The organism is Pandoraea sp. XY-2 (assembly GCF_004193915.1).
Taxonomy (GTDB): domain Bacteria; phylum Pseudomonadota; class Gammaproteobacteria; order Burkholderiales; family Burkholderiaceae; genus Pandoraea; species Pandoraea cepalis.
On record NZ_CP030849.1, the window covers coordinates 3,857,274 to 3,879,476 of the forward strand.

General features: G+C 64.4%; 14 protein-coding genes, 1 pseudogene and 1 riboswitch. Of the genes and pseudogenes, 8 read left to right on the top strand and 7 right to left on the bottom strand.

Features of this window, described 5'->3' with window-relative positions; translation table 11 throughout:
• Positions 1-35: 35 nt before the first annotated feature.
• Positions 36-3,656, bottom strand: a complete 3,621-nt coding sequence (gene dnaE / locus DRB87_RS17380) for a DNA polymerase III subunit alpha (protein ID WP_130026796.1) — start codon at positions 3,654-3,656, stop codon at positions 36-38.
• Between the two features lie 217 nt (positions 3,657-3,873).
• On the opposite strand from dnaE, the gene DRB87_RS17385 reads away from it, so the two are divergent.
• Both DRB87_RS17385 and gluQRS read left to right on the top strand, forming a co-directional pair.
• The gene (locus DRB87_RS17385; protein WP_130026797.1) at positions 3,874-4,773 is read left to right on the top strand and encodes a sulfurtransferase; all 900 of its coding nucleotides are present in this window, start codon (positions 3,874-3,876) and stop codon (positions 4,771-4,773) included.
• 113 nt (positions 4,774-4,886) lie between these two features.
• Positions 4,887-5,732 (top strand): tRNA glutamyl-Q(34) synthetase GluQRS, encoded by an 846-nt coding sequence (gluQRS, locus tag DRB87_RS17390; RefSeq protein ID WP_130027930.1) that lies wholly within the window; start codon positions 4,887-4,889, stop codon positions 5,730-5,732.
• A gap of 112 nt (positions 5,733-5,844) precedes the next feature.
• Here the strand turns inward: gluQRS and DRB87_RS17395 are convergent.
• Both DRB87_RS17395 and DRB87_RS17400 read right to left on the bottom strand, forming a co-directional pair.
• Positions 5,845-7,307, bottom strand: a pseudogene (locus DRB87_RS17395) (DEAD/DEAH box helicase).
• Between the two features lie 307 nt (positions 7,308-7,614).
• Positions 7,615-8,682: a bile acid:sodium symporter family protein gene (locus DRB87_RS17400; RefSeq protein ID WP_130026798.1), complete on the bottom strand. Its 1,068-nt coding sequence runs from the start codon at positions 8,680-8,682 to the stop codon at positions 7,615-7,617.
• A 213-nt stretch (positions 8,683-8,895) separates the two neighbouring features.
• Between DRB87_RS17400 and DRB87_RS17405 the strand changes: the two genes are divergently transcribed.
• From DRB87_RS17405 to wrbA, 3 genes are all read left to right on the top strand, one after another.
• A complete protein-coding gene (locus tag DRB87_RS17405) occupies positions 8,896-9,864 on the top strand; it encodes a LysR family transcriptional regulator (protein WP_130026799.1) in 969 nt (322 codons plus the stop codon).
• Positions 9,865-10,096: 232 nt separating this feature from the next.
• Positions 10,097-10,390: a hypothetical protein gene (locus DRB87_RS17410; protein ID WP_130026800.1), complete on the top strand. Its 294-nt coding sequence runs from the start codon at positions 10,097-10,099 to the stop codon at positions 10,388-10,390.
• A 121-nt stretch (positions 10,391-10,511) separates the two neighbouring features.
• Entirely contained in the window at positions 10,512-11,144 is a 633-nt protein-coding gene (gene wrbA / locus DRB87_RS17415; RefSeq protein WP_017232841.1) for an NAD(P)H:quinone oxidoreductase, read from the top strand.
• Between the two features lie 73 nt (positions 11,145-11,217).
• Here the strand turns inward: wrbA and blaOXA are convergent, their stop codons facing one another.
• A complete protein-coding gene (blaOXA, locus tag DRB87_RS17420; protein WP_130026801.1) occupies positions 11,218-12,084 on the bottom strand; it encodes a class D beta-lactamase in 867 nt (288 codons plus the stop codon).
• 331 nt (positions 12,085-12,415) lie between these two features.
• Between blaOXA and DRB87_RS17425 the strand changes: the two genes are divergently transcribed.
• A complete protein-coding gene (locus DRB87_RS17425) occupies positions 12,416-13,987 on the top strand; it encodes a hypothetical protein (protein WP_130026802.1) in 1,572 nt (523 codons plus the stop codon).
• Positions 13,988-14,024: 37 nt separating this feature from the next.
• Here DRB87_RS17425 and DRB87_RS17430 read toward each other — a convergent pair whose 3' ends face one another.
• Complete coding sequence (locus DRB87_RS17430; RefSeq protein WP_130026803.1) at positions 14,025-14,480, bottom strand: carboxymuconolactone decarboxylase family protein; 456 nt, start codon at positions 14,478-14,480, stop codon at positions 14,025-14,027.
• Positions 14,481-14,872: 392 nt separating this feature from the next.
• Positions 14,873-14,971: riboswitch (TPP riboswitch) on the top strand.
• 73 nt (positions 14,972-15,044) lie between these two features.
• On the opposite strand from DRB87_RS17430, the gene thiC reads away from it, so the two are divergent.
• Positions 15,045-16,961, top strand: a complete 1,917-nt coding sequence (gene thiC / locus DRB87_RS17435) for a phosphomethylpyrimidine synthase ThiC (protein WP_130026804.1) — start codon at positions 15,045-15,047, stop codon at positions 16,959-16,961.
• Between the two features lie 139 nt (positions 16,962-17,100).
• Here thiC and DRB87_RS17440 read toward each other — a convergent pair whose 3' ends face one another.
• On the bottom strand, positions 17,101-18,204 hold the full coding sequence (locus tag DRB87_RS17440; protein ID WP_130026805.1) for a hypothetical protein: 1,104 nt from the start codon (positions 18,202-18,204) through the stop codon (positions 17,101-17,103).
• A gap of 469 nt (positions 18,205-18,673) precedes the next feature.
• On the opposite strand from DRB87_RS17440, the gene DRB87_RS17445 reads away from it, so the two are divergent.
• The gene (locus DRB87_RS17445; RefSeq protein ID WP_130026806.1) at positions 18,674-20,032 is read left to right on the top strand and encodes a hemolysin family protein; all 1,359 of its coding nucleotides are present in this window, start codon (positions 18,674-18,676) and stop codon (positions 20,030-20,032) included.
• On the opposite strand, the gene recD is transcribed toward DRB87_RS17445, so the two are convergent.
• Positions 19,983-22,127 (bottom strand): exodeoxyribonuclease V subunit alpha, encoded by a 2,145-nt coding sequence (recD, locus tag DRB87_RS17450; protein ID WP_130026807.1) that lies wholly within the window; start codon positions 22,125-22,127, stop codon positions 19,983-19,985. The genes DRB87_RS17445 and recD overlap by 50 nt on opposite strands.
• Positions 22,128-22,203: the final 76 nt, after the last annotated feature.

Sequence of the window (22,203 nt, forward strand, 5' to 3'; positions counted from 1 at the left end):
GCGGCGTCATGCAATGCCGCACCGCCCCGTCTGCCTCAATAGATGATTTGCACCGAATCGGTCGTGAGCCACTGGCGAAGCTCGCCGAGCAATTCGTCGCCCGGCTGGACCTTCCAGTCGTCACCCAGTCGCGACTCGCATTCGGCATCAGGACGTCGATACACAATGTGCACTGGCAAGCCGTTCTGCTTGTCGTTGTCGTCGTCGTTGCGACGTCCGAAGGCACCGCCCCGGCCACCGCCACTACCGCCACTACCGCCACTACCGCCGCCTCCGCCTCCGCCTCCGTTGAAGCCGCCGCCGCCCGCTCGGGAACCACCGCCCGCGCCGGCCATTGCCGCGACGCGGTACATCGTGCAGTGCGGTTGCAGCGTGGCGCGCAGACGCGTCCAGTCGGCATTGCCGTTGAACGACAACTTGAGCGCACGCGCAAAACGCGCCCGCGCACGGCCGAGATCCATCAGGCTCTCCACGGTGAAGCGCAGGCCGCCGGTGAAGCTGTCCGGGCGTGCGTTGCCCTGCACGATGAGCAGCTCATCTTCCTTGAAGAGGTGCTTGTTCGCCTCGAACTGCTCATTGAAGATCGTGACTTCGAGCGTTGCCGTGCCGTCGTCGAGCTGTACGATCAGCATCTTGCCGCGCTGGGTCATCATGGTGCGCATGCTGGCAATCACGCCGGCGACCAGCCTGTCGCGGCCCTCCGTCAGGTCTCGAATGCGGGTACGGACGAAGCGCCGCACTTCCTCGGCGTAGGAATCGAACATGTGGCCCGACAGGTAGAAGCCGAGCGCCTGCTTCTCTTCCTGCAACTTGCGCTTGTCGGTCCAGGCCGGCTCGTCGGCCAGCTCGAGCGGCGCCTGCAGGCTTTCGTCACCCAGATCGAACAGGCTGACCTGGTTGGCCGCCGCACTCGCCTGCTCGGCGGCCTCCATCGCCAACGGCACCGACGCCATCAACTGTGCACGGTTGGCATGAATGCTGTCGAAGGCACCGGCACGAATGAGCGCTTCGATCGTGCGACGGTTCACCACACGACGATCGATGCGTGCGCAGAAGTCAAACAGGTCGGTGAACGGTTTCCCTTCGCGCGCCCGCAGAATTTCTTCAATGGCCGACTGACCACTCCCCTTGATCGCGCCCAGGCCGTAACGCACAGTTTTCGCGTCGGCCGGCTCGAATCGATAGGCGGAGACGTTCACATCCGGCGGCAGCACGCCCAGGCCATTGGCACTGGTCAGGCAGTCTTCGTAGAGAATCTTGACCTTGTCCGTGTCGTCCATGGCCAAGCTCATATTGGCGGCCATGAATTCGGCGGGATGGTGTGCTTTCAGCCACGCGGTGTAATAGGCCAGCAGCGCGTACGCCGCGGCGTGCGACTTGTTGAAACCATAGCCCGCGAATTTCTCCATCAAGTCGAAGATCTCGTCCGACTTTTCGCGTGTCAGGCCGTTCGCCGCGGCACCCTGCGCGAAAATCTCGCGGTGCTGGGCCATCTCCTCGGCCTTCTTCTTGCCCATCGCGCGACGCAACAAATCGGCGCCACCGAGCGAGTAGCCGCCGATGATCTGCGCCATCTGCATCACCTGCTCCTGGTAGACCATGATGCCGTAGGTCTCCTGGAGCACCGGCTCGACGCGCGGGTCCGGGTACTCGACCTTCTCGCGACCGTGCTTACGGGCGCAGAAGCTCGGGATCAGGTCCATCGGGCCCGGACGATACAACGCCACCAGCGCGATAATGTCCTCGAACCGGTCCGGCTGGGCGTCCTTCAACATGCCCTGCATGCCGCGGCTTTCCAGCTGGAACACCGCTACCGTGTTGGCTTTCTTGAGGATGCTGAAGGCGGCCGGGTCTGTGAGCGAGACCTGGTCGAGCGACCAGTCCGTCATCTCCGGGTGCAGTCGCTTGATGTAGCGCTCGGCCCAATTCAGGATCGTGAGCGTAGTCAGACCCAAAAAGTCGAACTTCACCAGGCCGACGGCTTCCACGTCGTCCTTGTCGTATTGGCTCACCACGCCGCTGGCATCTTCGCCGCTGCCCTGCGTGTACAGGGGACAGAAATCCGTCAGCTTGCCCGGTGCGATCAGCACGCCGCCCGCGTGCATCCCGACGTTACGCGTGAGGCCTTCAACGCGCTGCGCCAGTTCGATCAACTGCTTGACTTCGTCTTCGGTCTGGAAGCGCTCGGCAAGTTGCGGCTCTTCTTTGAGCGCGTCGTCGATGGTGACGTGCTTGCCCGGCTTGAACGGAATCAGCTTGGAAATACCGTCGACGAAGTTGTAGCCCAGATCGAGCACGCGGCCGACGTCGCGCACCGCCGCCTTCGCGGCCATCGAGCCGAAGGTCGCGATCTGCGAGACGGCGTCGGCGCCGTATTTGTCCTTCACATACTGAATGACGCGATCGCGCCCGTCCTGACAGAAGTCGATGTCGAAGTCGGGCATCGAGACGCGTTCCGGATTCAGGAAGCGCTCGAACAGCAGGTTGTACTTGAGCGGGTCGAGATCGGTGATGCCCAGCGCATAGGCCACGAGCGAACCCGCCCCCGACCCGCGACCCGGCCCGACCGGCACACCGTTGTTCTTCGCCCACTGGATAAAGTCCGCCACGATCAGGAAGTAGCCGGGGAAGCCCATCTTGATGATCGTGCCGGTCTCGAAGTCGAGCCGCGTGTAATACGCGGGACGCTGCGCGTCGCGCTCGGCCTCGTCGGGGAACAGTTGGGCGAGACGCGTCTCCAGCCCTTCCTTGGACAGATGCACCAGATAGTCGTCGAGTGACATACCGTCCGGCGTGGGAAACAGCGGCAGCTTCGGCTTGCCGAGCTCGAGCGTCAGGTTGCAGCGCTTGGCAATCTCGACAGTATTCGCCACCGCGGAGGGCACGTCTTCAAACGCGGCGATCATGTCGTCCTGCGTGCGGAAACTCTGATCCTGCGTGAACCGCCGCACACGGCGCGCGTTGCCCAGCATCTCGCCTTCCGAAATACACACGCGCGCCTCGTGCGCGGTGAAGTCGTCCGACGTCATGAACTGAATCGGATGCGTGGCAACGACCGGCAAGCCCGCTTTCGCCGCCAGCTGCACCGCCTGCTGCACGTACATCTCCATGCCCGCCTGACCGGTGCGCTGCAACTCGATGTAGAACGCACCGGGAAAAACGCTCGCCCAGTGCTGCGCGCACTGCAGCGCCTGCTCGGGGTTGCCGGCCGCCAGCGCCGCGCCGACATCGCCCATCTGGGCCCCGGAGAGTGCCAGCAGACCGCGCGCCAGGCCGTCGGCCTGGAGCCACGACGATTCGATCTCCGCCCGCCCGCGCCACTGATTGCCGAGCCACGCCTTGGAGAGCAACTGGCACAGGTTCAGGTAGCCCTCCCTGTCGCGTGCGAGCAGCAACAGCCGCGACGGCTTGTCGCGGTCGACCGGATTCGTGATCCAGGCATCGCAGCCAATGATCGGCTTGACGCCCTTGCCGCGGGCTTCCTTGTAGAAACGGATGGCGCCGAACATGTTCGCGAGGTCGGTCAGCGCGAGCGCGCCCTGACCATCCTTGGCGGCGGCCTTGACGACGTCGTCGAGCCGCACGATGCCATCGGCGATCGAGTATTCGGAATGGAGACGGAGGTGGACGAAGCGAGGTTCTGACATGGGCCGTATTGTAACGCGCCGCCCCCGGATACAGCGCCCCGCGTCGCGAAACGTCCCACTTTGGCGCGCTTTTCGGATGAGACCGGGCGGGCACTAGGAATTCCTCCCCGTCGTGACCGGGATGCCGTCCGATTCGGCGAAATCCGGGGTGAAATCAAAGTGCGTTCCCGCCGAATCGGCGATAATGGCGCTTTATTGCTTCACGCTTTTGCGAAATCCCGTTGCCATGTCTATCGTCAACATCGCTGCGTACAAGTTCGTCACGCTCGACGACATCGCGACCCTCCGTCCTGCCCTGCAGGCACGCTGCCAGGCGCTCGGCCTGAAGGGCACCATCCTGCTCGCGCCGGAGGGCATCAACCTGTTTCTGGCCGGCGCGCGCGAAGCCGTCGACGCCTTCCTCGCCGAACTGCGCTCGGACGCCCGGTTCGCCGATCTGGCTGTCAAGGAAAGCCTTTCCGAGACGCAGCCGTTCCGCCGGATGCTGGTGCGCCCGAAGAAAGAGATCATCACGATGAAAATGCCGGTCATCAAGCCGGCGGACGGCCGGGCGCCCGGCATCGATCCGGTCACGCTCAAGCGCTGGCTCGACGCCGGCCAGGACGATGAGGGCCGCCCGGTGGTGATGCTCGACACGCGCAACGACTTCGAAGTCGATGTCGGTACGTTCGACAACGCCGTCGACTATCGTCTGACCAAATTCTCGGAATTCCCCGACGTCGTTGCCGCTCACCGCGATGACTTCGAAGGCAAGACCATCGTGTCGTTCTGCACCGGTGGCATTCGGTGCGAAAAGGCCGCGATCTACATGCGCGACATCGGCCTCGAGCATACGTATCAGCTCGACGGCGGCATTCTCAAATACTTCGAGGACGTTGGCGGCGCGCACTATCAAGGCGACTGCTTCGTGTTCGATTACCGCACGGCGCTCACGCCAGACCTCACGCCCTCGACGACCCAGCAGTGCTTCGCCTGTCGCGCCGTGGTCACCGCCGAGGATCAGCGCAGCCCGGCTTATGTCGAAGGCGAGCATTGTCCTGCCTGCGTGGGCAGCCGCACGGCGGCCAACACGGTTGAGAAGGCCATTACTGCCGCCCCGTCAGCGCCATCTGCCCCGTCTGTCTGAGCGCGCCGGTGGCTCACGCTTGCCCGCACGACGCCACGCCGCCCGCCAGCCCTGATGCGTGCTACCGGGGTACGCGTTACCGGGGCCGCTTCGCGCCCTCCCCGACCGGGCCGCTGCACCGCGGCTCGCTCGTCACCGCCCTGGCCAGTTGGCTCGATGCCCGCGCGCACGACGGCGTCTGGATCGTCCGTATGGAAGATCTTGACGAACCGCGGTGTGAGCCGGGGGCGGCCGACGCCATTCTCGCGACGCTGACGGGTCTGGGCCTGCATTCGGACGAGCCGGTCGTCTGGCAAAGTCAGCGACACGCGCAGTATGAACAGGCGCTCGCCTCGCTCATCGCGCGCGGACTCGTTTACCCCTGCGGCTGCACGCGGCGCGAAATCGCCGATTCGCTCACACGCGTGCATGCGCGCCACAGCACACTCGCATATCCGGGCACGTGCCGCCACGGCCTTCACGGCAAAACGCCTCGCGCATGGCGCTTGCGTGTCCCAGACGGCGAGGCCGCTCGCATCCACTTCGAAGATCGCTGGATGGGCCCGCAGACGCAGGATCTGGCGACCGAGGTCGGGGACTTCGTGCTCAAACGCGCCGACGGCCAATGGGCCTATCAGTTGGCCGTGGTCGTCGACGATCAGGCGCAGGGCATGACCGATATCGTGCGCGGTGCGGATCTGCTGGATTCGACGGCGCGCCAGATCTATCTGCAGGCGTGCCTCGATGCCCCGACACCTCGCTATCTGCACGTACCGTTGGTCATGGCCGACGACGGCGAGAAGCTGAGCAAGCAGAATGGCGCGGCCCCGCTCGTCCTCGACACGGCAGACGCGACGCTCTCCGCGCTCAAGGACGCCGCGGCACATCTCGGATTACCGGCGATGCTCGCCCACGTCTCCCATCGTGAAGACTTCTACGCCGCAGCGACACAGGCTTGGCGGGTTCAGCACGGGCAATGAAGCCCACACCTGCCTTCATTGGCGCTCCCCAAAATGAAAAAAGCCAGCGCAACTACGCTGGCTTTTCGACTTCAACACGCATCGTCAATGCGCGCCGCCATCCATCATCGGCTCAGTGGCTCGCCTTGCGCGGGATGCCCGCAAGCAACGCCGCCACCTGACGCTTCGGTGCCTTGTCAGGCAACCCACCAAACGACGTCGGCACAGCGGACTCCTGCGACGAACGAGCATCGTGTTGCGGCTCACTCGCCGACGGCGACGGTTCGTACGGCTTGTAGAAGAACTCGTCTTCCGGACGAACGCGGCGCGGTGCGGCACTGCCGCCGCTACGGCTGGCCCGCAGGCCGTCGTGGCGACTGTGGCGCTCGCTGCGGTCACTACGCTCACCGCGCTCGCTACGGTCACCGCGGTCGCCGCGGTCAACAACGCGCTCGCCACGGTCGTCGCGCGACCGGCTACGACGCTCCAGCACCAACTCTCCACGCTTGAGCTCGTGCTTGATCAGCTTCTCGATTTCCACGATTTGCTTGCGTTCGTCGGGGCGCACAGCGAGATTGCCTCACCCGACGCACCCGCACGGCCCGTGCGGCCGATACGGTGCACATAGTCTTCCGGGTTGTACGGCAGATCGTAGTTGATCACCCCCGGCAGATCCGAGATGTCCAGCCCGCGCGCTGCAACGTCGGTGGCCACAAGCGCCTGAATACCGCCTTGCTTGAACGCTTCGAGCGCTTGCATACGCTCGTTTTGCGACTTGTCGCCGTGAATCGCGGCCGTTACGATGCCCTCGCGCTCCAACTGGCGCGCCAGTCGGCTCGCACCGACCTTGCTGTTGACGAACACGATGACCTGCTTCAGATCGCGCTCCTTCAGAATCTGCACCACGGCGGCGCGCTTGTCGTCTTCATCCACTTGATAGACAACCTGCTCGACATTGTCGGCCGTGGCATTGCGGCGGGCGACTTCGATCGTGAGCGGATTCGTGAGATAGCTCGACGCAAGTTTCTTGATCTCGTTCGAGAACGTGGCCGAAAACAGTAGCGTCTGACGCTGCTTCGGCAGCAAATTCAGAATGCGCTGAAGGTCAGGCAGGAAGCCCATGTCCAGCATGCGGTCGGCCTCGTCGAGCACGAGCATCTTCACCTGGCTCAGATTCACCGTCTTTTGTTCAACGTGATCGAGCAAGCGACCTGGCGTGGCGATCAGGATCTCAACGCCGCGTCGCAACGCGTCTTTCTGCGGATTCATGTCGACGCCGCCGAACACCACCGTATTGCGCAACGGCGTGTGCCCCGCGTAGGCGCGCACGTTCTCGGCAACCTGATCGGCAAGTTCACGCGTCGGCGTGAGAATCAGCGCACGCACCGGGTGACGGGCAGGCGATGCACTCGTGTTGGCTTCGGGCAGCAAGCGCTGGATGATCGGCAGCGAAAAACTGGCGGTCTTGCCCGTTCCCGTTTGCGCGGCACCCATGACGTCACGTCCGGACAGCACTACCGGGATGGCCTGCGCCTGGATCGGCGTCGGCTGGGTGTAGCCCTGCTCGGCGATGGCCCGCAAGATGTCCGCATGCAGCCCAAAGCTATCGAAGCCGGGGTCGGAACAGCATTTACATCAGCCATGGTGGAGGGACATCTCTTTTAAAAAACGGGGGCCGCCACGCGGAAGGATTCCGCATCAAAGCTCACTCGCGAAGATTCAAGGGGCGCTGCGCGCCATGCTCGGGGCTGGCGCGAGAGGGGCCTGTCGAGGGACAGATGCGTCGGGCGCCGCCGGACCAGGGAGGTCATGAAGAAGCAAAACAAGCGCAATTCTAACACTTGCGCACGACCAACGTGTGACAGTCGCCGTTGACGGGCTGTGTTCCGCCGGGATTCCGCGCTCAGCGGCCCGCGCCGGCGTTGGCGCTATTGTCGGACTTGCCGTCGCGCAAGGCCGGCTTCGCAGCGCCTGCCTTGATCGTCCTGCCCGCCTGAGCCGCGCGCTGGCGATTGGCGTAGCGCTGCGCGAGTACGGCGCACACCATCAACTGCATCTGGTGAAACAGCATCAGCGGCAACACGATGGCGCCGAGCGGCCCGGTCGCGAACAGCACCTTTGCCATCGGAATACCGCTCGCAAGGCTCTTCTTCGATCCGCAGAAGACGATGGTGATCTCGTCCTCGCGGGAAAACCCGAGCCAGCGGGCGGAATAGGTGGTGAAGGCGAGCATGATCGCCAGAATCACCGCGCAGCAACCCAGCAGGCCGAGCAACGCCAGCGGCGAAATCTGGTGCCACAAGCCCGTGTTCACCGCTTCGCTGAACGCCGTGTAGACCACCAGCAGAATCGAGCCCTGATCGACGATCTTGAGCAATCCGCGATTGCGCTCGACCCACTTGCCGATGGCCTTGCGCGACACTTGTCCCGCGATGAATGGCGCGAGCAGTTGCAACATGATGTTGCCGATGGAGTCGAACGGCGACGCGCCGTTCGCACCGTTGTGATGGATGACCACCAGGCCGACGAGCACCGGCGTGATGAATATGCCGAACAGGCTCGACGCCGACGCGCTGCATACCGCCGCCGGCACATTGCCCCGGGCGATCGAGGTGAACGCGATGGCGGACTGCACCGTTGCCGGCAGGGTACACAGAAACAGGATGCCCAGATACAGATCCGGCGTCACCATCCACGAGAGCATCGGCTTGAGCGCCAGGCCGACGATCGGGAAGACGGCAAACGTGCTGGCGAACACCAGCAGGTGCAGACGCCAGTGCGTCGCACCGGCGAGCACCGCCTCGCGCGAGAGCTTCGCGCCATGCAGGAAGAACAGGGCGGCAATCGCCACGTTGGTGAGCAGGTTGAAGGCCACTCGCCCCTCGCCGTGTGCCGGCAGGAAGCTGGCAAGCGCGACAGTCGCCACAAGCATCAACGTGAAATTGTCGGGAAGGTAACGCGGTCTGGCCATCGTCGATCTCGAATCCGTCGGAAAAGACAAAGCCCGTCCGCCAGGACACAGAACGCGACGGCGCGGCGGCCGCCAGCGATCGTCGGTCAGCCGATCGACAAACGATCGAGGATGACCGGAAGTGTGCGCTCGCGATACGGGTTTTTACGTATTAGAGCGCAAGGGCAGTTAAAATACAAATTCATTTAAAAAAATTATTCATACCAAACACGCATGAATGTTTCGCTGCGCCAGCTCAAAGTGTTCCTCGCAGTGGCCAACCACGGGAGTTTCAGCCGTGCCGGCGAGGACATCGGCCTGACCCAGCCGGCCGTCAGCCGATGTATCCGTGAACTGGAGCAAGAACTCGGACTCAAGTTGGTGGACCGGACCACGCGGGAGGTCACCCTGACCGAAGTGGGCGCTAGCCTCTCGGCAACGCTCGCCCGGGTGCTCGACGAGCTGGAGAGCGCCCTGCGCGACACCCACGGTTTAGCCGAAGAGCGGCGAGGCCGGGTGCGCGTCGCCAGCGCGCCCACGATTTCCGCCAATCTGATGCCCGAATGCATCTCCGCCTGTGCGGCCCGCTACCCGGACATCACGCTCTTGCTGCGCGATCAGGTGCAGACGCTCGCGAGCGACAGCGTGCGACACGGTGAAGTGGATTTCGGCGTCATCGTCGCGTCGGAAGGAACCGAGGATCTGGTCGGCGAGCCCATCATGGTGGAACCGTTTCTCGTCGTGTGCGACCGCTCACATCGTTTTGCGACACAGACGCAGGTGACGTGGGAGGAACTCAATGGCGAGAAGCTCGTACTGCTCGACTACGCGTCGGGTAGCCGGCCGCTGATCGACCGGGCGCTGGCCGAGCATGGCGCCTATTGCCAGGTGGCGCAGGAAGTCGGGCATGCGATCACGGTCTTCCGAATGATCGAAGCAGGTATCGGCATCAGCATCATGCCAGCCCTGGCACTTCCCGCGATGCCGGGACTACCTGCGCATGGGGACCGCCTTGTCGCCCTGCCGCTCGTGCCGCAACTCGACCGCACCATCATGCTCGTGCGCCGCAAGAACCGCACGCTCTCGCCCGCCGCACAGTCGGTCTGGGCGTTGATCCAGGAAATCACGGCCACTTCCGCGCACACCCTGATCGGCCAGCCGGAAGAAAGCGGAGAGAAACACGACACTTCGGCCAGACCCTGACACGATGGGAGATGCGCGATGATGCCGAAATTTCGAGGTGCATTGCGCGAAATTCCGGCGAATCCTTCTCGCGTCGACCCAACCCCGGCACCACAAAGTGAGTGAGCGCCTGCTACAATTATTGAGCGTCGATTCCCCCAAGTGCGTGAGTGTGCCATCGGGCGTCTGCCCCGCCATCGCGCCTCGACGACATGCCCGCGCCCTGCGGGCATTATGTTTCCGGTATGGCGTCATGGACTTGTTCATCAAATACTTCAGTCCGCTGTGGCTCTTCCACGCGGCAGCCGATCTGTCATTCTGGCAACGGCATCAACTCGACGCGCGCATGCATGTCATCAGTCGCTTCATGTGGCGGTATGTGATGCGTTGGTGTGTCGTGAGCGCCATGTTGCTCGTGCCGGCCGCAGTCATGGCGCATGGCATGGCGGCCACTGGGCTCGCGCTGGCGGGCGGGGTATCGGCGAGCGTGACCGTGCTCATCGCGGCGCTCGCGCTTGGCTGCCTCATCGGCTCGCGCCTGCGTTAAGCGCGCTTGGTCCCCAACGAATCCAGTGTTTCGTCCCGAGCGTCGACTATCATGAAACGGCTCGCCTCGCGTGGCGAATTGCCCGCGACGCCGGCCTCTCTCGACCCCTAAGGAGATTCACATGGCCAACGCCAAGATCCTGGTGGTGTTCTACAGCATGTTCGGGCATATCCACACGATGGCCGAAGCTGTCGCCGACGGCGCGCGCAGCGTCGCCGGCACCGATGTCACCGTCATGCAAGTCCCTGAGTTGGTACCCGACGAAGTCCTCGAAAAGAGCGGCGCGAAAGCGGCGCGCGCTGCCTTCGCGAACGTGCCCGTCGCCCGCGTCGACCAACTGGCCGACTATGACGCGATCCTGTTCGGCACCCCGACCCGCTTCGGTAACATGACCGCACAGATGCGCAACTTCCTGGATCAGACCGGTGGCCTATGGGCCAAGGGCGCGCTCGTCGGCAAGGTCGGCAGCGTGTTCGCCAGCACAGGCACGCAGCATGGGGGACAGGAAACGACGATCACGAGCTTTCACACCACGCTGCTCCACCACGGCATGGTCATCGTTGGCGTGCCCTACACCGAGCCTGGCCTCACCAACATGGGCGAAATCACCGGCGGCACGCCTTACGGGGCGACCACGCTCGCCGCGGCCGATGGGTCTCGCAAACCCAGCGAGAACGAGTTGAAGATCGCGAGGACGCAAGGCCGTCACGTGGCGGAAATCGCGTCCGCACTTAAGCACGGACGCGCGCTGTAGCCCGCTTTCGTCGCGCGGCGCGCCGCCGGTTGGCGTACGCACCGCGCGAGGCTCACCACGGCGCCCGCCGTCCTCAGATCAGCTTCAGATCCTGCAACACGGCCCGCACGATGCGCGCGCGCTTCGGCGCATCCGCGGCCCCCGCCATATCGATGTGCAGCGCCACGCTCGTGATATTGTCGTCGCGCTCGATCCAGCCGACCCACCAGCCGATATTGGGCGTCTTCTCGTCGAACCAGCCCGTCTTGGCGTGCAGCACATAGTCCGGCGTGGCTTCGACAATCGAGATCTGACGCACGATGTCCTGCGTGTGCGCCGAGAACGGCAGTGTGCCGCGTGCGAGCCGTTGCAGGAAGTCGACCTGTTCGCGGGCCGAGATCCGCAGGCTGTCGTCGACCCAGTAGGCGTCGGCGGCGCGGCCGATGGTGCGATTGCCGTAACCGGTTTCGTCCAGCTTTGCCTGCGCGTATTCACGCGCGACCTTGTGCGAGACGACCTGATAGCACGGCAGACACGACACCCGGAATGCACGGCGCAGATCCATCGCGGCATTCCAGGACTTCACCTGACGCGGCTTGCCATCCCAGGGAATGATCTCGCGCTCGTTCTCGAGCGCGCCCGACTCCAGCGCGAGCAAACTGTTGAAGACCTTGTAAGTTGATGCAGGCGACACCCGCCGCTCGGCACGCGCGGTGTCGAACGCCTGATACGTTCGCGTGCGAGCGTCGAGCACGATGATCGTGCCCTTCACGCCTTCCGCCGCGAAACGTTCGCCCCAGTCGGCACGCTCGATAATGCGCACCGGTGCCGCCGGCGTCGATGCCTTGGTTTCCTCCGCCTGTGCCGGCGGGGTGAACAAAGTCGCCGAGACGAGCGCGGCAGCCGCAGCCGTCTGTAGGGCAACAACACCGCGTCGCCAGCGAGAGATTTTCATTTTCATTTCGTTGTCCTGATTTCAATGCGTGCCATCGGGGTGGCAGGGAGAACGTCGGTGGCGCCGGCCAGGCGCCCGCTTCCGGGAGCGTTTGCAGCATAGTCTGCGTTTCGGCAGGCACAAAGCAGCGCTACCGTAACCGTCGTAACCGCCGTATCATCGGTGCACCCCATTCGTAGATTCCGTCGCGTGTGCGGCCGTCGTCCGTGGCCCGACGCCACTCGACTCGCCTCGACGCCATGTCCGACACTCCTCCCTCGCGCAGCACAACGCCCGTCACTGGCGCACCAACGCTCGTCGTCCGCCTCGATGCCCCCAGCATGTCGACGGCCAACCCGTGCGATATCAGAGCCTCTGGTTGTTGATGCGGGTCTACTATGCGGCGCATTACGAGATGTCGTCGGTCTCGCTTGCCTCGTTGAAGATCCGGTTCAGTCAAGCCGGCGCGGCGGGCGATCTGCGTATGCTGATCAGCCGCGCGTTCTCCGACTTTGCGCGTTGGGGCGTTGCCGTGGGCTGGGGCGACGATGTACTCGCCGATGCGCGTCTGCTGCCGACGCGCGGACGGGGCAAAGGGCCATTCTGGCTCGCCCGCGATGAGATGTCGCGCATCGCCGTGACGATCGGGGACGCGACGCCCGCCGACCCGCGTCGCGCCATCGCCTCGTTTCTCGGGCTTGCACAGGATGCGTCGTCGGATACCCCATCGCCGGCACTCGATTACGTCATGCAGGACATTGCGTTCTGGCATCACCTGACGCTGGGCAAGCGCGATATGCAGGACGGCGTGTTCTTCGCGCCGCCCCAAGCGCCATCGCAAAGCGAGGTACGCCGCCAACCGCGCACTGGCGCGATTCCATCGTTTCATGCAGCGCAGGTGTGCGCCGTTGACGACGTGCAACGCGGCATCGCCCTGCTTGCCGAGACGATCGCCTGGCGTCGCATGGGCGACGCGGCGCGCACGAATCGAACGCTGGCAACGCTCGCCTCGACCTTTGGCGCGAACCCGCCGGGCTCGCCCACGTTACGCGCCATGCACTGGATCGTGCAGGCTTGGCAAGCCTACGGGTCACGCGACGAGGCCGGCGCGTTCGCCCACCTGCAACGCATCGCCGACGATGCCTCGCTCGCCCCCTGTCTCGTCTACAACCCGCGCATTCGCTTCGAGAGCCGTAACCTGCAGGCATTGCTGCACAAGTCGCACGCCGCGCGCGGCGGCCCGATGCCCGCGCGGGAGCAGTCGGCGGCGAACGCGCTGGCCGCCTTTTCCGACGCCCTGCAAGCCGCGTTCGAAGCCGACTCCATTGAACTCGCGCAGCATGTCGCGGCCAACATCGGGCTGTCATTGTGGCTGTTTTGGCAAGGCGCGCTCATCGATCCCGGCCGACGGCTCGCCGCCACGGACGTTCAGCGGCAGGCGCTGCGCTGGATCGGGCTCTCGGAATGGATCTGCGACCGGTTCGGTGTCGGTGGCAATTCCGTCTGGAATACGGTCTTCCTGCTACGCATCGCGCGCGGTGCCGTGCCGGGGCGGCGCGACCCCGATCTGGCGACGCTGCGCGCGAGCACGCCGTTGACGGTCGACGCCTTTCTCGACGCCGTGCAGCCATTCGGCGCGCCCTTCTCGCGGGCGAAGGGTTTCCAGCGCTGGACCGATGTCCTGGCGACGACGCTTGCCGACCATGAAGAGGGGCGCGTCTGCTTCGAGCCGTTGCAGCTCGCCAACTTGTGGTTCGAGATGTTGTGGTTCGCGCTGCACCAGGACGGCGACTCGCCGCAGGCGGTGCATGCCGCCCAGTCGCTGGGCCGCGTGCTGCCACTGCTGCCCCCGCCCGACCGGCGGTTCTTCCGCGACGCGCTACGGCTGATGCCGCGCGAGTTTCAGCGCGAAGTGCGCCTGGCGCAGTAGCGAAGGCGTCAGAACGCGCTTCGCGTCGGGCTGGCGCTCAGCGTACGCCGTGGGGTGTCTTTGGCAGCGGCGCGCGAAACGCGATCGCCATACGGTTCCACGCATTGATCGTGGCGACGGCGAACGTCAGATCGGCGATCTGCTTGTCGTCGTAATGCGCGCGTAGATCGGCGAACACCGCGTCCGGCACATGGCCGTCCTGCACGTTGGTGACGGCTTCCGTCCAAGCCAGCGCGGCGCGCTCGGCCGGCGAGTACAGCTCGGTTTCACGCCAGGCGTCGAGCAAATGCAGACGGCGCGGTTCGATGCCCGTTTTCAGGGCGTCTACCACGTGCATGTCGATGCAGAACGCGCAGCCGTTGAGTTGCGAGGCTCGCAGCCAAACCAGCTCGACCAGGCCACCCGGCAGGCCGCAGTCATGGAAATACTGGCTCAGCACGCTCATCTGTTCGTAGGGGCGCGGCGCGGCCTTGATGTAGTTCAGTCGTAGCATGAATCGATTCTCCGTTCCGTTCAATTCCGTTCAGAATAGGCTTCACCCACCGGTGGCATGCCGTTCTCACGCTTGCCATGCCTCCACGCCTTCGACGATACGCACCCCTTGTCGCCCCCGGAAGGGCCAAAACCGACGAAAATTGTTAGGCCAAAGTGAGCCAAGCCGCACATCCGGGAGTGCGGTACCCCAGGCGCCGGCCGGTGACATCGCACAACGACTGGCGCGCACGCTCGGCGACGTCAGCGCACTCGCCCTCGCCTGACGCCGCCGCCCAACCAGCGTTTGCGTCCGCCGGCACGTGTCATGTCGCATCGCAGCATCGGCCGTTCACGTTTTTCGGGACGTATCGTGCTTGTGTTTGCCGGGCATGTCAGTGTATTGTTGCCGCAAAGCTAGCGCAGGGGTCCTGCAACGTGAGTTGTGGGTGAGAAATACCCTTAGAACCTGATCTGGATAATGCCAGCGCAGGGAGCGTAGAAATTCCTCGCCCCCGTTCATGCTCCTGAGCCGCTTTTCGCCGAAATTGTCGGCGTCAACACGTGCCCCGCCAGGAGACATTGCATGAACGCCAATCCGAAATTCCTCTCAGCCAATGCGCGCGTGGATGAAGCCGCGATCGCACCGCTGCCGAATTCCCGCAAGATTTACGTGGAAGGCTCGCGCCCCGACCTGCGTGTCCCGATGCGCGAAATCTCGCAAGCCGACACGCCGACAAGCTTTGGCGGTGAAAAGAATCCGCCGATCTTCGTATACGACACCTCCGGTCCGTACACCGATCCGGACGCCCAAATCGACATCCGCTCCGGCCTGCCCGCCCTGCGCGCGGCATGGATCGAGGAGCGCGGCGACACCGAAGCGCTGCCGGGCATGACGTCCGCCTACGGCCGCGAGCGCGCCGCCGACGACGCCACCGCCGAGCTACGCTTCCCGGGTCTGCATCGCACACCGCGCCGCGCCAAGGCCGGCAAGAACGTGACGCAGATGCATTACGCGCGTCAGGGCATCATCACGCCCGAGATGGAATACATCGCGATTCGCGAAAACCTGCGCCGTCAGGAATACATCGAGAGCGTGCGCAACGCCGGCCCGCAGGGCGAGCGTCTGGCCAAGCTGCTCTCGCGCCAGCATCCGGGTCAGCATTTCGGCGCGAGCCTCCCCGCCGAAATCACGCCGGAATTCGTACGCAGCGAAATCGCACGCGGTCGCGCCATCATCCCGAACAACATCAACCACCCGGAATCGGAGCCGATGATCATCGGCCGCAACTTCCTCGTGAAGATCAACGCGAACATCGGCAACTCGGCCGTGACCTCGTCGATCGGCGAGGAAGTGGACAAGATGACGTGGGCGATCCGCTGGGGCGGCGACACGGTGATGGATCTGTCGACCGGCAAGCACATCCACGAGACGCGTGAATGGATCCTGCGCAACAGCCCGGTGCCCATCGGCACGGTGCCGATCTATCAGGCGCTCGAGAAGGTGAACGGCAAGGCCGAAGACCTGACGTGGGAAATGTTCCGCGACACGCTCATTGAGCAGGCCGAGCAAGGCGTCGACTACTTCACGATTCACGCCGGCGTGCGCCTCGCGTACGTGCCGATGACCGCCAACCGCATGACTGGCATCGTGAGCCGCGGCGGCTCGATCATGGCCAAGTGGTGCCTCGCGCACCATAAGGAAAGCTTCCTCTACACGCACTTCGAAGAGATCTGCGAAATCATGAAGGCCTATGACGTCGCGTTCTCGCTGGGCGACGGCCTGCGTCCGGGCTCAATCTATGACGCCAACGACGAAGCACAACTCTCCGAGCTGAAGACGCTGGGTGAGCTCACGCAGATCGCCTGGAAACACGACGTGCAGGTGATGATCGAAGGCCCGGGCCACGTGCCGATGCAGCTCATCAAGGAGAACATGGATCTCCAGCTCGAGTACTGCGACGAAGCCCCGTTCTATACGCTCGGACCGCTGACGACGGACATCGCCCCCGGCTACGACCACATTACGTCGGGCATCGGGGCGGCGACCATCGGCTGGTACGGCACCGCCATGCTGTGCTACGTCACGCCGAAGGAACACCTCGGCTTGCCGAACAAGGACGACGTGAAGGAAGGCATCATCACGTACAAGCTCGCCGCGCACGCCGCCGATCTCGCCAAGGGCCACCCGGGCGCGCAGATTCGCGACAACGCGTTGTCGAAGGCGCGTTTCGAGTTCCGTTGGGAAGACCAGTTCAATCTGGGTCTCGATCCGGACAAGGCGCGTGAATTCCACGACGAGACGCTGCCGAAGGACTCGGCCAAGGTTGCCCACTTCTGCTCAATGTGCGGACCGCACTTCTGCTCGATGAAAATCACGCAGGACGTGCGCGATTACGCCGCCAAGCAAGGCCTGACCGACGAAGCCGCCCTCAAGCAGGGCATGGAAGTCAAGGCGGTGGAGTTCGTCAAGAGCGGCGCCGAAATTTATCGTCGCACCTGACGATGCGCACGCGGCGGTGAGCGTTTCGCCTTGCGCCGCTGCACCGTTGCCCGTCGTCAACGATGGAAGTCAACGCGCCCGGGTCAAACCGGGCGCGTTTTTTCATGGATGACGCCTGGCGATCAGGCGGCGAGCGAGTTTAGCCGTGCGCTGACGGATCGATCGTGGTGCTGGCCGGAACGGTCGGCACACCACGCATCGCCAATTGATTGCGCAGGCGCTGCGTCGCGATATGCGGCGGCCGCGACGACATCGACGTCGCGAGTGCCGTGAAGGCCTTCGTGTTCGTCGCGGGCAGCGCCGCCGCGTTCATCACCTCCGTGTGACGAAGCGCCCAGTGACGCTCGCCCAGTTGCTCGACCCCGAGGGCGAGTTTGACCCACTCGTCCGTGCCCAGTCCGACGGACGGCGGCAGATCGGCGCGCACCATGGCCTGATGCATCGGCAAGCCGTCGGCGAACCCCACGCGAAGCATCCATTCGGTACTCTCGCGCGACGGCAGGACCCGCGATCCCTGGTGCAGCCGATCGTTCACTTTCTCGATGAACGTGGCGGGCGACTCCAGTTCCTCGCACGCCTTCGACCACTCCTTTCTCCCTGCCAGTGCCGGCTTGCCCGTCCATCGGCGCGCGGTATCCGCGACGATCGTCGCCACGTCGTCGCGACGGGTATCGAACGCCACCGTTCCGTTGCGACCGCCGGTGCCGAGCAGCGAGCCGCTCACAATCTCCCGGCAGATCTGTGCCCGCTCGCTGCGCCCGTCGGGCATGAACACAGGATGATTGCGACCGTCCGGCGATACGCCGCGTGTGCCGGTGTCCTGCGCACTGGCGCACACATGAAGCGTTTGCAGGGCGGACGCGCTCAGGACCGGTTGCGCGCCACGCGTTGCGCCATTCGTGGGAACGTCGAGCACAAGTGCAGCCAGTTCGCCGCTGTCAATGCCGCCTTCCTCGGGTATGAACCGGCCGGCAGCGACTTCGCCGGACGCCTCGACCTCCGCCGACGCGCCCAGGAAATCGCTGCCGAAGGCCTTGTCCATGCCACGAGACACTGGCTCGGCACGCACGTCCCGCGCGGTCCAAGGGTGCGTCAGGCTATCGGCGCGAGCGTTGGCGATGCGCACCAGCGGAATGCCGGCGGCGTTGGCGAGCCCTGCTCCTGGCGTCAGCGCAATGGGGGCTGCTGCCGCAACGTTGCCCAACCCCGGCGAATAGTGGAATGCCTGGATGCCGTTCATCATCGTGAGATCCTCAGTAAAGAGATACGTGGCCGGTCGCCACGGCCTCGACAAGGTGTCGCGGCGAAGTTCACGATGCCCGAGGCGGCGTGCGCCCATTGTCGGTTCTGAACGCGGTGTCGCGCAGCTCGCGCAAGCCACCGTCCGAAAGTAGACACCCATGCCCCAGCGCTCGCCCAATCGTTGGGGCATGGGTGTCGGCAAGCCCCGAACTTATGGCATGCTATTGGACAGCGGCACAGCCTACGCGGCTGACGCGGCCCGCAAAAATGGCGTCGGCGGCATTTTTGACTCGCAGACGACACCGCACCGGGTACGCGCCTTCCGCGCACCCGCCTGAAGGCATCTCAAAATGACGGCCCGCCGGGCTTGTTTTGAAATGTCTCCCTGCCCACCGGACCCGCTTCCTTGCTCATCGGTCCGGCCAGCGTCGCGGCTGTGTACCCGCCTTCGCATTTACAGGGATGACAACATGAGTGGTTATGGCTTTCTTTTCAGTATCTTCGTGCTGGTTCTGGCCAGCGCATTCTTCTCCGCCGCCGAAATCTCGTTGACCGCCGCCAAGCGCACCAAGCTGCACGTGCTCATGGAAAAGGGCAACCCGCAGGCAATCAAGGTACTCGCCCTCAAGGGGCAGCCAGGCAATTTCTTCACCGTTGTGCAGATCGGCGTGAACGCGGTCGCCGTGCTCGGCGGCGTGCTTGGCGAGAGTTTCCTGACCGGCTATCTGTTCGCGTGGCTCTCGCCGCTCACCGATCAGGCGCTGGCGTTGCGCCTGGCAGGCATTGGCTCGTTCCTGTTCATCACGATCGCTTTCATTCAGTTCGCCGACCTGATTCCCAAGCGCCTCGCGATGGTCAACCCCGAGCGCGTTGCCATGGGCATCATCGATCCGATGTTGCTGTGCCTGAAAGTGCTGCGGCCCCTCGTGTACCTCTTCAATGGCGTGGCGAACCTGTTTCTGCGTCTGTTCAAGCTGCCGACGCATGCCATCGAGAACATTACGTCGGAAGATGTCGCAGCGATGGTCGGTGCGGGCGCGCAAGCCGGCGTGGTGCGCAAGCAGGAACTCCATTTGATCGAGAACGTTTTCGAGCTGGAATCGCGCACCGTCGGCTCGGTCATGACATTTCGCGACGACGTGGTGTACTTCACCATCGCCGAGGACGAGCGCAGTATTCGCGAAAAGATCATCCAAAGCCCGCATTCGAAGTATCTCGTGTGCCGGGACGAAATCGACAACGTGCTCGGCTACGTCGACTCGAAGGATTTGCTCCAGCGTATTGCGAGCGAAGACCTGTCGAGCGTGATTCGCAATCTGGACCGCCTTTATGCGAAGAAGCTGCTGGTGATCCCCGACACCCTGAATCTTTCGGAAGCGCTCGCACGCTTCAAGGAAACCCGCGAAGGCTTTGCCGTCATCATCAACGAATACGGTCTGGTGGTCGGTGTGGTGACGCTCAACGACATTGTGGGCGCGCTCATGGGCAACGTGATTCACCCGGCGGACGAAGATCAGATCGTGCAGCGCGACGAGCACTCATGGCTCGTGGATGGTGTCACGTCGGTCGAGGACGTGAAGAAAGCACTCGATATCGACGAGCTTCCTGGAGAAGGCGAGTTCGAGACCATCGCGGGATTCATGATCTATCAGCTCAAGCGCATTCCGAAGAAATCGGAAGCCACCGAGGCCGCGGGGTACAAGTTCGAAGTGGTCGACATCGACAACTACAAGATCGACCAGTTGCTTGTCACGCGGCTGGGCTCGGTGGCCGAGGCCGCTATCGCGGCAGCGACGGCGGCGGCGCAGGCACCGAAGGAGGCATCGTAGCCAGCACCTCCCTCAACCGGTCGGTCAAGCCGCCGTCGCGCTGCGTGGGCCGCGCGATGGCCGACGCGACGACCTGCCACGGCGCGTAAAGCCATACCTGACGGCGCGCTCGCGTCACCCCCGTATAGATCAGCTCCCGCGAGAGTACCCGGCTCGCCTGTTCCGGCAGCACCATCGCCACGCGTTCGAATTCCGAGCCCTGCGACTTGTGGATCGTCATGGCGAATGCGGTCTCGTGGGCCGGCAAGCTGGCCGGGGAATAAAGGCGGTATCCCCCATCCGGCGTGGCAAACGCGACACGCAGTGTGCCGGACGGTCCGAGCGGTAACGCGATGCCAATGTCACCGTTGAACAAGTTCAGCGCGTATTCGTTCTGCGTGACCAACACCGGGCGCCCGGCAAACCAGGCGCCCCCGCCAGCCCCGAGCGCCATACCGGCTCGACGCGCGAGTACCGCCGTCAGTTGCGCGCCGAGCAACTCGACGCCGCGTCGCCCACCGCGTGTCGCGCACAGCACGCGAAACTGACCGAACGCCGCAAACACCGGCTGCGCGACCATGGCGACATCGGCGGCGGTTACCGTCGCCGGATCGCCCAGTTGCTCGATCGTCGCTACCGCTTCGGCCAGCGCGGCGAGATAGGCCGAATACCCGTCCGCCAGCGCGTGCAGACTGGCCGGCGACAACTGCACGCCGCCGTCCTCACTGAACATCACGCGGTCGGCGTCGCTTGCGGCTGGCGCTGCCGTCGAACCGATGCCGGCGAGCGCCCCGTCGTCCGCAAGGGTGCAGGCCTTGCGCGCCTCAATCACTTTGCCCGACTTGATGGCGGTTGCCAGGCGACCAATCGCAGAATTTTCGCCGAAGCGATAAGTTCGCTCCAACCAGACGACGGTGTCTTCGAGTCCTTGCGACACTCGACCGCTTCCTGCGGCCGCATCCGGCACGCCGTTCCCTACGACGGCAGCCAAAGGTCCCGACCGGGGCGGCGCATCGACGGGCCATTCGAGCGCGGACAACAATCGCCTACGCATGTCCGGTGAGAACATGCGTTGCGCGCTCAACTCTCCGAAGACGGCCCCCGCTTCAACCGCCGCCAACTGATCCTTGTCGCCCAACAGGATCAGGCGTGCGCTTTCTGGCACTGCTTCGAGCAATTGCGTCGCCATCGACAGATCGATCATCGACGCCTCGTCCACGACGATCAGATCGTAGGGCAGCGGGTTGCCCGCGTGATGTCGAAAACGCCGCCCCGCTTGCTCGGCCGACTCCGGCAAGACACCCAGCAGCCGATGCAACGTGACCGCCGCCTCGGGCAGGGCCCTGCGCACTGTTTCCGGGAGATCCCGACGGGCCGTCAACGCCTCCTGCATGCGCTGCGCCGCCTTCCCCGTGGGTGCGGCGAGCGCCACGCGCAGGTTGGCGTCTCGCTCGAGCAGGCAGGCGAGCAACCCCACCACGGTGGTCGTCTTGCCCGTGCCGGGACCGCCGCTGAGCACAACCAACGAGCGTTGCAGCGCCAGCGCCGCCGCCGCCATCTGCCAGTTCGGTTCCTGCTGCCCATCGGACGACACAAGCGCGCCTTCGCCAAAGTAACGATGCAGACGAGCGCGATCCGCAGCGGTGACCGGTGTGCGTTCGGTCAGCGACAACTTACGTCCGAGCGCCGTCGCCAGCCGCGCCTCATAGCTGTAATAACGTGCGAGATAGAGGCGATCACGGTCGTCGAGCAATAGCGGGAAGGCGTCGGCCTGCACATCGCCGGTGCGCGCCAGCGCCAGGCTGGCGGGGGCACACAAGCCGCTGGCAAAGAGTGCCTCGCGCCAGACGGACAAGGCGGGGGCGTCACCCGGAAACAGTTCGCCGCTGGCTTGCCCGTCGAGCAGGTTATCGAGCGGCACGCAGACGTGCCCCTCGGCCGTGGCGAGGCTCACCGCGAGGGCGGCGCGCCACACATAGCGGCACGTCGACTCGTCCGCCCCGTGACCGCGCGCGAGCAGTGCCATTCGACGCGCGAACCCCTGCGCCAATCGCACCACGCCGCTGTCGGCCAACGGTGCGCCGGCCACGTCCCCCCGATCTCGTCGATCGCTCATGCGCCCTCCCCGTCGGCAGCGCCCGCGTCGTCACCTGGAACGTCCGGCGACAACGCTTGCGCCAGTGCAGCGTTCT

Coding starts and splice junctions, on each gene's coding strand:
- DRB87_RS17385 (WP_130026797.1), top strand. CDS start 3,874: ATGTCTATCGTCAACATCGCTGCGTACAAGTTCGTCACGCTCGACGAC.
- DRB87_RS17400 (WP_130026798.1), bottom strand. CDS start 8,682: ATGGCCAGACCGCGTTACCTTCCCGACAATTTCACGTTGATGCTTGTG.
- DRB87_RS17405 (WP_130026799.1), top strand. CDS start 8,896: ATGAATGTTTCGCTGCGCCAGCTCAAAGTGTTCCTCGCAGTGGCCAAC.
- DRB87_RS17410 (WP_130026800.1), top strand. CDS start 10,097: ATGGACTTGTTCATCAAATACTTCAGTCCGCTGTGGCTCTTCCACGCG.
- wrbA (WP_017232841.1), top strand. CDS start 10,512: ATGGCCAACGCCAAGATCCTGGTGGTGTTCTACAGCATGTTCGGGCAT.
- blaOXA (WP_130026801.1), bottom strand. CDS start 12,084: ATGAAAATGAAAATCTCTCGCTGGCGACGCGGTGTTGTTGCCCTACAG.
- DRB87_RS17430 (WP_130026803.1), bottom strand. CDS start 14,480: ATGCTACGACTGAACTACATCAAGGCCGCGCCGCGCCCCTACGAACAG.
- thiC (WP_130026804.1), top strand. CDS start 15,045: ATGAACGCCAATCCGAAATTCCTCTCAGCCAATGCGCGCGTGGATGAA.
- DRB87_RS17440 (WP_130026805.1), bottom strand. CDS start 18,204: ATGATGAACGGCATCCAGGCATTCCACTATTCGCCGGGGTTGGGCAAC.
- DRB87_RS17445 (WP_130026806.1), top strand. CDS start 18,674: ATGAGTGGTTATGGCTTTCTTTTCAGTATCTTCGTGCTGGTTCTGGCC.
- recD (WP_130026807.1), bottom strand. CDS start 22,127: ATGAGCGATCGACGAGATCGGGGGGACGTGGCCGGCGCACCGTTGGCC.